General features: G+C 58.6%; 10 protein-coding genes and 2 pseudogenes. 5 read left to right on the forward strand and 7 right to left on the reverse strand.

Annotated elements, in window-relative coordinates:
• Positions 1-41 precede the first annotated feature (41 nt).
• The gene (locus QZ329_RS12530) at positions 42-1,091 is read right to left on the reverse strand and encodes a carbohydrate ABC transporter substrate-binding protein (protein ID WP_295753110.1); all 1,050 of its coding nucleotides are present in this window, start codon (positions 1,089-1,091) and stop codon (positions 42-44) included.
• 242 nt (positions 1,092-1,333) lie between these two features.
• On the opposite strand from QZ329_RS12530, the gene QZ329_RS12535 reads away from it, so the two are divergent.
• Entirely contained in the window at positions 1,334-2,125 is a 792-nt protein-coding gene (locus QZ329_RS12535; RefSeq protein WP_295753112.1) for an AraC family transcriptional regulator, read from the forward strand.
• Here QZ329_RS12535 and QZ329_RS12540 read toward each other — a convergent pair.
• From QZ329_RS12540 to QZ329_RS12555, 4 genes are read right to left on the reverse strand one after another with little or no spacing between them, the layout of a single operon-like run.
• The gene (locus QZ329_RS12540; protein ID WP_295753114.1) at positions 2,091-4,496 is read right to left on the reverse strand and encodes a N,N'-diacetylchitobiose phosphorylase; all 2,406 of its coding nucleotides are present in this window, start codon (positions 4,494-4,496) and stop codon (positions 2,091-2,093) included. The two genes, QZ329_RS12535 and QZ329_RS12540, sit on opposite strands and share 35 nt — an antisense overlap.
• Before the next feature lie 14 nt (positions 4,497-4,510).
• Positions 4,511-7,216: a cellobiose phosphorylase gene (locus QZ329_RS12545; protein WP_365352046.1), complete on the reverse strand. Its 2,706-nt coding sequence runs from the start codon at positions 7,214-7,216 to the stop codon at positions 4,511-4,513.
• Positions 7,213-7,998: a glycoside hydrolase family 16 protein gene (locus QZ329_RS12550; protein WP_295753116.1), complete on the reverse strand. Its 786-nt coding sequence runs from the start codon at positions 7,996-7,998 to the stop codon at positions 7,213-7,215. The genes QZ329_RS12545 and QZ329_RS12550 overlap by 4 nt, the downstream gene beginning before the upstream one ends.
• 33 nt (positions 7,999-8,031) lie before the next feature.
• Positions 8,032-8,643 (reverse strand): DUF624 domain-containing protein, encoded by a 612-nt coding sequence (locus tag QZ329_RS12555; protein WP_295753118.1) that lies wholly within the window; start codon positions 8,641-8,643, stop codon positions 8,032-8,034.
• Positions 8,644-8,945: 302 nt separating this feature from the next.
• Between QZ329_RS12555 and QZ329_RS12560 the strand changes: the two genes are divergently transcribed.
• From QZ329_RS12560 to QZ329_RS15645, 4 genes and pseudogenes are all read left to right on the forward strand, one after another.
• A complete protein-coding gene (locus QZ329_RS12560) occupies positions 8,946-9,191 on the forward strand; it encodes a DUF6718 family protein (RefSeq protein ID WP_295753121.1) in 246 nt (81 codons plus the stop codon).
• Between the two features lie 297 nt (positions 9,192-9,488).
• Entirely contained in the window at positions 9,489-10,025 is a 537-nt protein-coding gene (gene rbr / locus QZ329_RS12565) for a rubrerythrin (RefSeq protein WP_295753123.1), read from the forward strand.
• Positions 10,026-10,069: 44 nt separating this feature from the next.
• Positions 10,070-10,676: pseudogene (locus QZ329_RS12570) on the forward strand (flavodoxin family protein).
• A gap of 138 nt (positions 10,677-10,814) precedes the next feature.
• Positions 10,815-11,162 (forward strand): annotated as a pseudogene (locus tag QZ329_RS15645) (DUF6076 domain-containing protein); the annotation flags it as partial.
• Positions 11,163-11,282: 120 nt separating this feature from the next.
• On the opposite strand, the gene QZ329_RS12575 reads toward QZ329_RS15645, so the two are convergent.
• Positions 11,283-12,797 (reverse strand): MoxR family ATPase, encoded by a 1,515-nt coding sequence (locus QZ329_RS12575; RefSeq protein WP_295753125.1) that lies wholly within the window; start codon positions 12,795-12,797, stop codon positions 11,283-11,285.
• A 14-nt stretch (positions 12,798-12,811) separates the two neighbouring features.
• On the reverse strand, positions 12,812-13,849 hold a 1,038-nt coding region (locus tag QZ329_RS12580; protein ID WP_295753127.1), incomplete at its 5' end, for a leucine-rich repeat domain-containing protein.

Genomic DNA, 13,849 nt, shown 5'->3' on the forward strand with positions numbered 1-13,849 from the left:
CTTCCTCCCATATCGCTGCTATTTGGTTATTTCTGGTTAACTTAATGGCATTGCTTGACTTGGGACATATTATCGGTGCCGTTGGCGGCAATCAGCCAGGTGCCGCCCCAGTAGAAGCCCTGGGGGCTGGGACAGACGGCCCAGTCCTGGGCGGCGTCGGTGCCCTCCACGTTGGGCTTGATGCACACATCCAAGCCCCAGGCGGGCAGGAAGAAGCAGAAGACCTTGGAGCTGGGGCCCATATCCTTGTTCCATTCGTCGATCCACTGGCCCGGAACATTGTGGTTAATCCCCTCCTGGGTGTCCTGCATGGAGCGCTCTACCCAGTTCATCATGCTCTGGTCCACCACCACGGTGCCGTCGTCCACCCAGGGAGCGGAGACGTTGTTGGAGTAGACCCGATAGGTGTCGGCCCGGCCGGAGTACATATAGTAGCCGGCGGCCTTCATCTGCTCGGCGGTCTCATAAAACTTGTCCCAGTCGGACACGGCGGCGCCCACGGTCTCGGGGTCGTCGGTACCCAGCACCGCCTGGGCGATGGAGCGGCGGTATACCAGCATGCCCGGGGTGGCCTGATAGCTCAGGCCCCGGATCTCACCGTCGGCGGTGGTCATGGCCTCCAGGGTGTACTTGTACTGGTTGGGCACATCCGCCGCAGTGATACCCAGCTGAGAGAGGGGCAGGGCCACGTTCACGTCGGGATCGATGTACTTCAGGGCATAGTCGGCCTCCACCAGGAACATGTCGATCTTTTCATCGGCGGGTGCGCTCCCCTGCTTGGCCAGGGCCTCGTCCAGCTTCTGCTGATAGACGCCGTCCTGGTTGGGGTTGACGATCCAGTGGACCTCGGTGCCGTCTTTCAGATAGGTAATGGATTTGTCGTTGGAGAGCTTTTCCACCTCGGGGTAGTTGTCGTTGAACTTTCCCTGGAACTCCTGGTTCCATACATAGATATTGAGAACCTTGCCGCCGTCTCCGGCTTCTGTCTCCGCGCCGCCGGACGCATTTCCGCCGCCTCCGCCGCCGCAGCCGCTCAGAAGGCCCAGAATCGTCAGGGCCGCAAGCGCAATACTCATAATTCTTCTCTTCATGATCGTTTCCTCCTATTTCCAATTTGATACAGCCCGCCGCTGTAATATTGCCTTCATTATAAGGTATCGCTTGAAGGAAGTATACAAAATTAAAGAAAGATATATCAAATTCATGTTGAACTTTAGATAGTTTTCATATGGTTCTTAAATATCCTCTGCAAAAAGCTCTCGGCCTCCCCTTGCCGAAATGTCAAATTTATGATATATTTGAATCCTAGAAAACGCTCAAGGAGGTGTACAGTATGAATGGAGTAGCGAAGTGGAAGCCACTGGAGGCCGACGGGGAGCGGGAGGTCACCAGCCACCGGGAGCCCGGGGAGGAGTTTCTGTTTTACCGCTCCGTGGCGGAGGGAATGATCGACGCAGTACAGGAGAACTGCAGCCGGGGCGCCTTTGAGAACATGGAGGGCGTGGGGCAGCTCTCCGAGGACCGGGTGACCAATCTGCGCTATCACTTCGTAGTGACAGCAGCCATGCTGGCCCGGTTCTGCATGGAGGGCGGCATGGCCATGGAGGAGGCCTTCGGCCTCAGCGACGAGTACATCCGCCGGATGGACTGCTGCACCAATATGGCGGAAATCGTCTACGTCCACGACCAGATGGCCCTGGACTATGTCTGCCGCATGCGGAACCTGAAAAAGCGCATCGCCTCTTCCAAGCAGGTGGCGGAGGCCATCGACTACATTTACGTCCACATCATGGACCGTATTACGATCCAGGAGCTGGCCTCCGCCATCTCCATCTCCCCGGCCCACCTGTCCCGCATCTTCAAGCAAGAGACCGGCATTTCCGTCAGCGAGTACATCCGCCAGCGGAAGATCGACATGGCGAAGAATCTCCTCCGCTTCAGCGACTACGACTTCGCGGACATCGCCGCCATGCTGTCCTACTCCTCCCAGAGCCATTTCATCCAGCATTTCCGCACGCAGATGGGCATGACGCCCAAGGCCTACCGGGACAGGAACTACATGAACAACTGGAACGTGAACCGGGAGTCTGTCACATCGTCAGGACAATTTCCGTCCGCGCCGTGAGGCAGGCCTCCGGCACGTAGTTTCCCTCCATGGGCATTCCGTTCACCGTCAGGGACTCGCAGCCGGACTCCCTTCCATTTGGATTTTCCACCAGAATGTGGAGCCTTTTCCCCCGGAAATCCTTCTCGATCTCCAGCGCCTTCCATTCCCTCGGGATGGAGGGCGCTATTTTCAGCCCGCCCAGGTCCGGCCGCATGCCCAGGATGCCCTCCACACAGCCCACCATGACCGTGGAGGCCGTGCCGGTGAGCCAGTGGACGTGGGACCGTCCGGCGTGGGGACTGGCCGGGCCTTCGGTGAACTGGCCGTAGCAGTAGGGCTCGATTCTCCGAATCTCCGCCCGGTCGTTCTGCATGGAGGGGGCGTTTTCCCTGAAATACTGGAAGGCCCGGTTCCCGTGACCCAAAAGGGCCTCCGCCAGAATCAGCCAGCCCTGAGACTGGGAGAAGACCCCGGCGTTCTCCTTGACCCCCGCGTTGTAGATGACGGCCAGCGCCCCATCGAAGGCGTGGGTGTGGTAGGGCGGGTCCATGAGGATGGCGCCGTAGTCGGTATTCAGCCGGTTATAGACGTTGTTCATGGCCAGCTCGGCCTGTTTCCCGTCCGCCAGGCCGCTGATGACCGCCCAGCTCTGGGGGTTGAGCCACAGGTTGGCCTCCGGGGCGCTGTGGTTTCCGATGACCTCGCCGGCCTCGGTAAAGCCCCGGATAAACCGGTCCCCGTCCCAGCACAGGTCGTTGAGCAGGGTTTTGAGTTTTCCCTGCTCCCGCTCCAGCCAGGCCAGATAGCCGCTGTCCTTCTCGCAGGCGGCAAACTCCCGCAGGACGGTAAAGGCGTAGTAGAACTGGAAGGCCACAAAGGAGGACTCCCCCGCCGCCCCCAGCCGCAGGCAGTCGTTCCAGTCGGCGTGAAGCCCGGCGGGCATGCCGTGGGGACCCAGGTGCTTCAGGGAAAAGTCCAGCGCCCGCTTCAGATGCTCGTAAACGGTGCCCTCATCCCGATTGGCAAAGGGAATGACCTCATCCAAAAACCCAACGTTCCCGGTCTCGGCGATGTATTTGTAGACCGTGGGGAACAGCCACAGCGCGTCGTCGGCCCGGTAAGCTGGGTGGCCGGTCTCCTGAATGTAGGAGGCGTCCTCCGGTGTGTCCTCATGGCCCGGGTCGTGGGTGAATTTCACCAGGGGCAGTCCACCGCCGTGGTTCACCTGGGCCGAGAGCATGAAGCGGATTTTCTCCGCCGCCGCCTCCGGCTCCAGATGGATGACGCCCTGGATGTCCTGCACCGTGTCCCGGTAGCCGTAGCCGTTGCGCAAACCGCAGTAAATGAACGACGCCGCCCGGGACCAGGTGAAGGTGATGAAGCTGTTGTAGGCGTTCCAGGTGTTGATCATGGTGTCGAACTCCGGACAGGGGGTCTTGACCTGGAAACGGGAGAGCTTGCCGTGCCAGAACTGTTTCAGGGCCTCCAGTTCCCGTTCACAGACCGCCTCCGGGTCTTGATACGCCTTCAGAAGGGCGGCGCTTTCCCGCTCGTACTTCTCCCCCAGCAGAAAAGCCACCGTCACGGCCTCTCCCGGCTCCAGGGACACCGCCGTTGAGAGCGCGCCGCAGCTGTTGCCGTTGTAGCCCAGCTGATTCCAGAGATTTCCCCGCTCCACGCCGACGGGATTGCCGTAGTCCCGGTAGGGTCCCAGAAATTCCGCCCTGTCGCCGCAGTAGGAGGAAACCTCCGCCCCGGCCAGTCCGAAGAACCGCTCGATGACGGACTTGGCGTCCACCTCGCTCTCCGCCGCGTCCAGGTTGCCGTGAATCTGCTGGCGGACCCGGTTTTCGTCAAACAGAGTCCTGGTGACAAACTGGGAATATTGCAGGTTCACCTGGTCCTGCTCGTAGTTGCCGTGGCTGGTGAACTCCGCGTAGCCGGTGAGGGTCAGCGTCCGGGGCCGGTCCGAGTCGTTGCGCACCGTCAGACGCCAGACCTCGTGGGTCCCCTTCAAGGGCACATAATAAGCCGCCTCGCTGTGGATGCCGCCGTAATCCGCCGTCATGACCGTGTAGCCCATTCCATGGCGGCATTCACTTTTGTACGTATCCAGGTCCTTTCCCACCGGCTGCCAGGAGGCGGACCAGAAGTCCCCCGTCTCGTTGTCCCGAAGATAGAGGTACCGCCCCGGCTGGTCGAACTGGTTGAACACATACCGTAAAATCCGCCCGTTGGCCCCGGATTTTACAAAACTGTACCCCCCGGCGTTATTGGAAATCAGGGCTCCGTATTCCGGGGAGCCCAGGTAGTTGGCCCAAGGGGCCGGGGTGTCGGGCCGGGTGATCACGTACTCATGGGCCTGATCGTCAAAAAATCCATACTGCATCGCGCGTCATCTCCTTACATCAATTCCATTGTGATCTGATTTTCCGTTACAGGCAGCTGGTCCAGAAGCGCCCGGTCCAGCAGGATCCGTCCTTCCGCCACCGGCAACCGCCGCATTTGAGGGCCGTCCGCCGTGGTCAGGTACGCCTTTTCCAGCCGGTACTCGCCGTAGTCCTTTCTGTTCAGGTTCACAATGGTCACCTGGAACCGCTTCCCGGCGAAGGGAAGGGTCAAGGCGGCGGTCCCTGTTTCGCCGAACTGCTCCCGCACCAGCTTCGGGGCAATCACCAGGCTGCCGTTCTCCCCCCGCACACCAAACGCCTCCGTGATCACCGTCAGCATGTACCAGCTGGCCGCGCCGGTGAGGTAGTGGTACATCCCCCGGCCCTCGGCGTTGAAATACTCCGGAATGCCGGGATAGATTTTGCTGGTCTCAAAATCCAGAGCGGCCTCCGCCAGAGTCTGGAGCGCCTTATAGCCCTCCCGGGCGAAACCCCGGCGGTACAGGGCGTTGGCATACATCACCGTCATGTGGGAGAACACCGCTCCGTTCTCCTTCTCCCCGTAGGCAAAGCCGAACATCCGGCCCATGTCGAATTTCAGCTCGTGGAAGTCCGTGTTCAGCCGGTAGCCCCCGGCCTCTTGCTTGTAAAGGTATTTGTCGGCGCTGCGGGTAATGGCCTTCACCCGTTCCTCCGTGGCGGTCCCGCTCATGATGGCGAACACCTGTCCGGTAAGCATCATGCGTGCGCCGGTCTCCGCAACGCCCTCCAGGGGCTGCCCATGGTTGTCATAGTAACTGTTGAACCAGCCGTCCCTCCCGTCCGCGATCCACTCCTGACGGCGGATGTGCTCCATCAGCCAGTCCGCTTTGCCCTCCAGGTCCTCCGCCAGCTCCATCGGGAGGACCCGGATAGTCCCGCCGCTGACATTGTGGGCGCAGCGCTGGGTGTATCGCTCCAAGACCGCCTTTTTCTCCGGCAGATCGTCGTAGGCCATGGGCGACGTCCAAAGCAGCTCCTCCAACTCCTCCGCCAGCTCCACGTTCTTCCAGGTCTCGGCCAGCCGCCGGAGAAGCCCCGCCAGGTCCTTGAGATTGCCTGCGTAGGCGCAGGTGAAGGCCACACTCTCCCCCCGCTCCGGGGCCATGTCCAGGGCATCGTTCCAGTCGGCCCCCCGGAGGCGGAAGATGTTGTGCTCCCCCACCTCATAAAAGGCGGTGAGGTGCTGAATCAGCAGATGCTCCAAAATACTGCCGGTGTAGACCTCGCCGGAAGCCGTCCGCTGCCTGTTTCCGTACGCCGGGTCCCACTGTCCGTCGATCTCTGTACCCCGCATAGCCTGGGGGTCCTTGAAGTAGGAGACCTTCACGCGCAGGATATCAAGGTCCCCCGTCTGGTCGATGTAGAGCTTGGTGGTCATCAAGGGCCAGAGGGCGTGGTCCATCCATACTCGGGCGATGCCGTTGCGGTCCGCGACGAAGTTCCCCAGGCCCTGGCCGATGATGGTGGCGTTGGTTCCGTCCATCCGCACGCCGCCGAAGCTGGCCTGGATCATCTCCCCCACGCCGCCGGGGTCCATCAGCAGCAGAGACAGGCAGTCCTGCCAGAGGTCCCGCCAGCCCCGGCCTCCCCGGCCATAGTCGTGGTGAGGCAGGAAGGAACAGCCATAGATCCGCCGCAGAAAGGGCTGGAGGCTCACCCAGCGCATCAGGCGGTCGAAGTCCGCCGAGCCGGTCTGGTAGCGGACGTTTACTTTGTCCTGCCAATAGGCTTTTGTGCGCTCCAGGGCGGCATGGACCCGTTCCTCTGTGCCGTAGGACGATACAATCCGCGCCATATCCCCGGCGTCCTCCGTGATTCCCAGGAAGACGAGGTACACCGACGTTTCTCCAGGTCCCAGAGTGACCTCGGGGAAGCGGATGCCGCCCATAGCCTCCCTGCCGTCGATCTCAATCCCGGCGGGCCGGGCCTCCCGGTCCTCGCAGACGGCCCGGGGATGGAGAAATGTGCCGCCCTCGCCCACAAACTCCTGCACCGCCGGGTAGAATCCGGCGGGGGCGCCGCCGTTCCCGGTTGTTCCGCAGACATAGTAAATCCGGCGGTTTTCCCGATGGCCCTTTTCATCAAAGGACATGGTGGGTTTCACGCAGACACCGTATTTTGTGGTCTTGATCCGGTGGAGCATGGAGGTCACATTCCGGTGGTCCCGGAGGTTGTCCGCGCTCCGGCCGTAAATGGGAACCGCCGCGACGCCGGTGACGCGCTGGGGCGCAGCGTCCCGGTTTGTCACCCGCACCTCCAGAATCTCCACATTCTCATCCGGCGGCACAAAGGCCGTCAGCTCCGCCTGAAGGCCATAGCGCCTTGAGGTCCGGCGCACCGTCTGCCACAAGAATCCCGCCGTCAGGACGCTCTCGTCCTGGTCCGGCGTAAAGCGGGCGGCCTCCTGTTCGGCGCTGACGCCGGAGGCGGACCAGCAGCCCTGTTCCGTCACGCACCAGAAGTTTCGGGTGCTGCGGCTGTTTCGCAGGTCCCCGATGCTCACCGGCTCCAGAAGAAAAGACTCCTGGTCCAGCTTGCTGTCTCCGGCCAGATCGGGGGCAATGGCGCTTTTCATCCCGGTCTCACTGGCCAGTGGAAAGTAGAGGCCGCTGACCGCCTCGGGATTTCTCAGTTCAAAGGTTCCGTTCTCATCCAAAAAGCGGATTTTCTCCATCATAGCTCCTCCATTGATTGACGTGTTTTCCGGTATACCCGCACGTAGTCCACCTCAAAAGCGGCGCGGGCAAAGTCTGTTGCTTCATCCGGCGGGCCGGGCCAAACGCCGCCCACCGCCAGATTCAAAATCACATACATGTTATGGTCAAACGGCGCTGGGAAGGGCTTGCGGAAGCCATCCGCCCCGGCGGAAAACCACTGTTCCACCTGGTGGAACAGCCTGCCGTCCACATACCAGCGGATGCACCCGGGAAGCCACTCCAAAGAGAAGGTGTGGAAATCCGCCGCAAAGTCCCCCTCCGGCAGAGTAACCGCCCCCTGGCTCTGCTCGTGGGGCAGGCCGTAGTGGAGCGTGCCGTAGTTCGTCCGGGGCTCGTGGCCCAGGACCTCACAGACGTCGATCTCGCCGCAGACGGGCCACTGGCCCCAGCGCTCCTCGTCCCCCGTCATCAGCCAGAAAGCCGGGAGAAACCCTTTTCCCTGCGGAACCTTCAAGCGGGCCTCGAAAATCCCATAGGTAAACTCGTGCTTTCCCTGGGTGGAAATCCGTCCGGAGCGGTAAAAGACGCTTCCATCCCCCAGCGCCAGCCTGGTGGGGCGGATATGGAGGAAGCCGTCCCGCAGGGACAGGACATCTTCCGCGTCTACGTAGGCTTGAAGCTCCTCATTGACCCAGCCCGGCTCGTGCAGTTCTACATTCCATTTGGTTCTATCCAGAGTTTCCCCGTTAAAATCGTCCTCGAAAACCAGGGCATACCCGTCATAAGAGAGATATTTGCTCATGATTTCATCTCCTTCTGAGACTGCATTGTTTTGTTACTGCTTGAATGTCCTGCGCAGATAAAAGAGGTTCCCATAGGCTCCCGCCGCGGCCCCGATCAGCAGCCACGCGCCCAGAATCGGGCCGAAAAACTGCGGCAGAAAAAGGAGCGCCAGAACCGGCAGGAGATTGACCGCTGTTATAAAAAACGTAATTGGGAGCTTTGCCAGCGCCAGCCGCACGGCATTCCTGAGATGCCTGGAGAAGGTATTTTCAAAACAGGCCAGGAGTGGAAACAACCAGGACAGGATAGCTGTCAAAATCACAGCAGCGATACAAAACAGCACAAACAGCTCCGGCGGAAACAGAAGCCTCTCGGCATAGAGGACCCGGTAAAGGACAGCCAGCAGCGTCAGGTCCGCCAGCAGCAGTACCGCCGCCGGCGTTGAGGCGGTGAAGATTTTCCGCAGATTCCGAAGGAAATCCCGAACGGGGGTGCAGTCCCTTTCCTGGTATAGCTCCATCGCTGTCATGTAAAGGGCCGTGACCGCCGCCCCCAAACAGACGACGGTGCATGAGGTAAGGATGAAGACCGCGTTCAAAAAAATCAGGTCGCAGATTTTGGTTAAAAACCGTGCGATTCCACTGTTTGGGCCAGGCATGTTCATGTTGAAGCCTCCCTCCTGCCGCCAGGTGTTTTCTGCCATTTCAACCAGTGTCTTTTATTCTACAGGAATATATTTGTGCAGGATATCAGCGTTCAATAGAAAATATCAAAATTCTTGCAGAATGTTTCACAGAGATACTTTGCATGTCACAGAAGCTGATTTTCAATCTCTAGAATCATCAGCATATTTACAAATACCTGACTCCGGAGCTGGGGCAAAAACTATATCAGGAACACTCCGACGGATTAATCCAAACGGAGCAGGACTCTTTAAACCGATTAAGGAATCTGAAGGTGAAATAAATGGGCGATAAAAAAATCTATGGTGTGGCCAAGGTCTTCGGCCAGCCAGGTTGCCTTGCCTATCTTTGCAAGACGCCGGATGGGGCCTGGTGCCTGCCGGGAACATTGGAGGCCCTGCGGGCGGAAGGGGTGCAGATCGTCATTTTGGATTCTCCGGAGATTTATTCAGAGTACGCTCCTTATTCCTACCTTGAGGATATGAAGGAATTTATTGACCGGGTGAGCCAGTTGAACCGGGTTGCTTGAATATGTTCCGCAGTGCCGGCTACTATTTGACTACTGTTTTGCGGAATCAGAAAAAGCCGCTGAAACCACTGCGCCGCAATGGTTCCAGCGTGTCGCTTTAATCTGTTGGAGTTTGTGCGGAATCGTTGAAAGCACTGCAAATACAGGGTTTTCGCTTTGGATGTCAGAAGGCTCCGACTCTGTAGGCCGCCGGTTCGAATCCAGTCGGGCGCACTAAAGGCTCTAAAAACTGCGTTTTTAGAGCCTTTTTGTAACTTTTCTCATTCATCCCCTAAATTTGAAAAGGAGGAATTTATCATGTCCAAATACGCCGGAACGCAGACCGAGAAGAACCTGGAGTCCGCTTTCGCCGGGGAGTCCCAGGCCCGGAACAAGTACACCTACTTCGCCTCCAAGGCCAAGAAGGAGGGCTTTGAGCAGATCGACGCCCTGTTCCTGAAAACCGCGGACAATGAGAAAGAGCACGCCAAAATGTGGTTCAAGGAACTGGCGGTCATCGGGTCCACTGCTGAGGACCTGGGAGCCGCCGCCGACGGCGAAAACTACGAGTGGACGGATATATACGCCGGGTTTGCCGAGACCGCCGAGGCGAAGGGCTTCCCTGAATTGGCCGCCAAATTCCGCGCCGTTGGTGAGATTGAGAAGCGCCACGAGGAGCGCTGCCGGACCCTGCTCCGCAATGTAGAGGCCCAGGAGGTCTTCAAGAAGAGCGAGGCCAAGGTCTGGGAGTGCCGGAACCGCGGACACATCGTGGCCGGTACGGCCTCCCCGTGGGTCTGCCCTGTCTGCGCCCATCCCCAGGCTTATTTTGAGGTCCGCGCGGAAAATTACTAAGTACATAAACCCGAACCCATGGAGGTCCCCATAGGAAGGTTCTGATGATTAACGGCAGTCCCCGGCCCAACGGCAACACCTCTCTCGCCCTGCGGGAGATGGAAACGGTTTTTAAGGCAGAGGGGATTGAAACCGAGATCATTCAAATCGGGAACAAGGCCATTCGTGGCTGCATCGCCTGCGGCAAGTGCGCAGAAAAGGGCAAGTGCGTCTTTGACGACGCCGTCAATGAAATTACCCCGAAGTTGGAGGCTTGTGACGGTCTGGCAGTAGGCAGCCCCGTCTACTTCGCTTCCGCCAACGCCACGCTGGCGGCCTTCCTGACCCATCTCTTTTTCAGCACGCCCTTTGACAAGACGATGAAGGTAGGCGCCGCCGCCGCTGTTGCCCGGCGGGGCGGCCTCCCTGCCGCATTTGACGAACTGAACAAATTTTTCACGATCTCTGGAATGCCCGTAGCCTCCAGCCAGTACTGGAACAGCGTCCATGGCTTGGGGAGCCGGCGAGGCAAGCCAAGACGCAGAGGGCTTGCAGACCATGCGAACCCTGGCCCGGAATATGACGTTCCTCATGCGGAGCATCGAACTGGGCAGGGAGAAATACGGTCTCCCGGAGCGGGAAGCGACTCAGAGAACGAACTTTATCCGTTAGTGGAAAACGATTGAGTAGATGCGGACAACAGCGCCACGGAGATTCGCTCCATGGCGCTTGTCTATTCAAGCCTATCTGTTTGACGGCCCTCGGAAGGACGACATCTTCCGTTTTGAACCGGCTCCCATCAGCCTTGGTATGATCCGAGGCGGAGGCTGCGGGGAAAGCCTATCCCCCAACACGATTCGGGACCTGATTTCTCTCCGGGAATGTGTCAGGCGGGGGATCCCCGTCCGGCGGTGCAGGAGCTGCGGGAGATACTTCCCCATCGCCGGACGGATTACGGCGGAGTATTGCAGCCGTCCCGGCCCGTCCGGGAAGCTCTGCCGCAGCACCGTCCCCGTCCAAACGTGGGCGGAGAGCCGCAGGAGCGACCAGGTTTTCCAGGAGTACCGCCGGGAGTACAAGCGGTGTTTTGCCTGGATCAAGGCAGGGAACTTCAAAGAGGCGCAATTTGCCGCCTGGCACAAAGCGGCCAAGGCCAGGAAGAAAGCCTGCGGCCAGGAACATGTCTCCCTGGATGAGCTCAAGAGTGGCTCAAGGATTCATAACCATGAGAAAAAGCCCGGGCGAGATTTTTTCATTAAACGCGGACGCTTTATCCACTCAAAGCTCCTCCAAGGCGGCGATCTCCGTCAAAAGTTCCTGCTTTCTCTGATAGAACTGCAAGTCCTGGTTGTGCTTGAAGTACGCGTCACAGCCGAATTTCGAGATAAATTTCGCACAGTAATAGCGTACGGTCAGCTCCGTCACCAGAATCAGCGTCTCCTGCCCGTCCTCAAAAACCTCATCCACAAAGCGGAACAAATTCTCCAGACGCGCCTTGATTTTGACGTTTCCGGTTTTGTGGGCCGCCGTGGAAGCGTCATAGGACGCCTTGATACGCTGGAACGCCTCCTTGTTCCCGGAAACGCCCGCCCGGTTCAGCGCGTCCAAGATATCCTCCAGAAAACGGATCACATAGTGGTAAGAATATCGCGTCTCATAGTCAATCGAGTTCGCCTTCTCCCCCAGGCGCAGGACCTTCCGCTCCTCATCAAGATATTTGTGCAGAACGGTCACATAGGGCGCGTCTTCCCGGCTCAGCTCGGCTTTTATCTGTTTCAGGACCCGCAGGTTTTCCAAAATCGCGTTGTCCGTTTCCACCGCCCGGCGCATCTCCGCATTCATGGCGTCGATCAGCAGCCCCAGCAGGGACAAGCGCTCGTCGAACCGCGCCGAACGCGCCCGGTTCTGGATGGAGCTGGAGGCTTTTCCGTCCAAAATATCTTCGATCTGATAGTCGGAGCGGTATTTATTATAGAGGTCGTAGTAGACCGCGAACTCCCGGGCCACAGCGGGATTTTGCAGGTATTGGGCCGTGAGCTTCTGATCTACGGTCAGGCCGTGGCGCTCGTAGAGCTTCATCATTTCCGACAAATCCTCCCAGCCCCGGGCGGTGACGAAGCTCTTGCGGTCCACGGTGGTTTCCACAATGTAAAAATAGTTCTTCTTGATTTCCAAAAACGTCAGAATTGCCCCGTGGATGCCCTTTTTGTAGGCGTATTCCTTCCAGGTCTCATAATCCGGCTCCACATCCACCCGCTTCAGGCGGTCCCAGGTGACAATGTCGTATTCCCGGACGGATTTGTTATACTCCGGCGGGTTGCCCGCCGTGACGACAATCCAGCCCTGGGGAATCCGGTGGGTGCCAAAGACCTTGTACTGCAAAAATTGCAGCATGGAGGGGGCCAGGGTCTCCGAGACGCAGTTGATCTCGTCCAGGAACAAAATGCCCTCCCGGCAGCCGGTCTCTTTGCGCAGCTTGTAGACGGAGGCGATGATCTCGCTCATGGTATACTCAGAGACGCTGAACTCCTCCCCGTCGTATTCCTCCTTTTTGATATAGGGCAGGCCCAGGGCGCTCTGGCGGGTGTGGTGGGTCATGGAGTAAGAAACCAGGCCCACGTTCAGCTCCTGGGCGATCTGCTCCATGATGGCGGTCTTGCCGATGCCGGGCGCGCCGATCATGAAGACCGGGCGCTGTCGCTCGATGGGGATGACGTAGTTTCCGAACTCGTCCTTGGAAAAATAGGCCGTGACGGCGTTTTTGATCTGTTCCTTCGCTTCTTTGATGTTCATGGGAAACCTCCGGTTTACAGCTTGTAGCTCTTGTCGGAGTCCGCCGCGCCAAGGAATTGGTGCGCGTACTCCAGCACCGCCGCCTTGGCGGCGGCGTTCTTCTGTTTGTCGCACTCCTCCAGAAGCAGGTCGATATCCTTCCGGGGAATCACCTTATCGGCAAACATGAGCTGCAAAAGCTCCTCGTGCCGGACAGCATCGGGGTAGAGCTTTTTCTTATGGCCCTTGATGTACTCGAGATACTCCGCCTTGATTTCCTCGTCCAATTCCATACCGTCCAGATACGCCTTGGCAAAGCCGGCGCACGCGCCGGGCTTGTTCTTCGGCGCAAAATCATCAATGGGGATATGGGGCGCGATGATTGCCGGGCAGCTGCCCTCAAATACGGACTTGTCGATCTCCTCGACGCTCTTTGGAATGGTCACGCTCTGAAGGTTTGCACAGTTCCTGAACGAACCGTGGCCGATTTCTGTGACACTCTCCGGGATGGTGACGCTTTTCACACAGTCGCAGCGTTCAAACGAATACCAGCCCAGTTCCTCGATCTCCTCCGGAATGACCACGTTCGTTTCTCTCCCCTGGTATTTGATCAGAAAATGGTCCAAGACTGCAAACTCCCCCAATTTTTTGAGCCATAGGGTGTTCTCGAAAAGCACATGGGCGATCCTTGCGACGCATCTGGGGATGGCGACATTGGTAATGTTGGGGGAATTACTGAATATGTTCAGCTCAATTCCCACCGCGTTCTCCCGGTCCTGAAACGTCACGCTGGTCAGGTTCTTACATTCGCAGAAAGCACTCGTTCCAATTGACCGGACGCTCTTCGGGATGGTTACGCTTTGAAGGCTGGATTCCCCGAAGGCATAGGAGCTGATTTTCCTCACACTCTCCGGGATGGTGACGCTTTGAAGGCTGTGGCAGTCACAGAAGGCATCCGGGCCGATTTCCTTCACGCCCTCCGGGATCACCACATCCCCGCCGGGACCCTTGTATTCCGTTAGAAACTGTACCAATAGAGGGAAAAGTAGTATAATGAGGGAATGATACAGAAA

The sequence above is a fragment of the uncultured Oscillibacter sp. genome, assembly GCF_910579365.1.
GTDB lineage: Bacteria > Bacillota > Clostridia > Oscillospirales > Oscillospiraceae > Oscillibacter.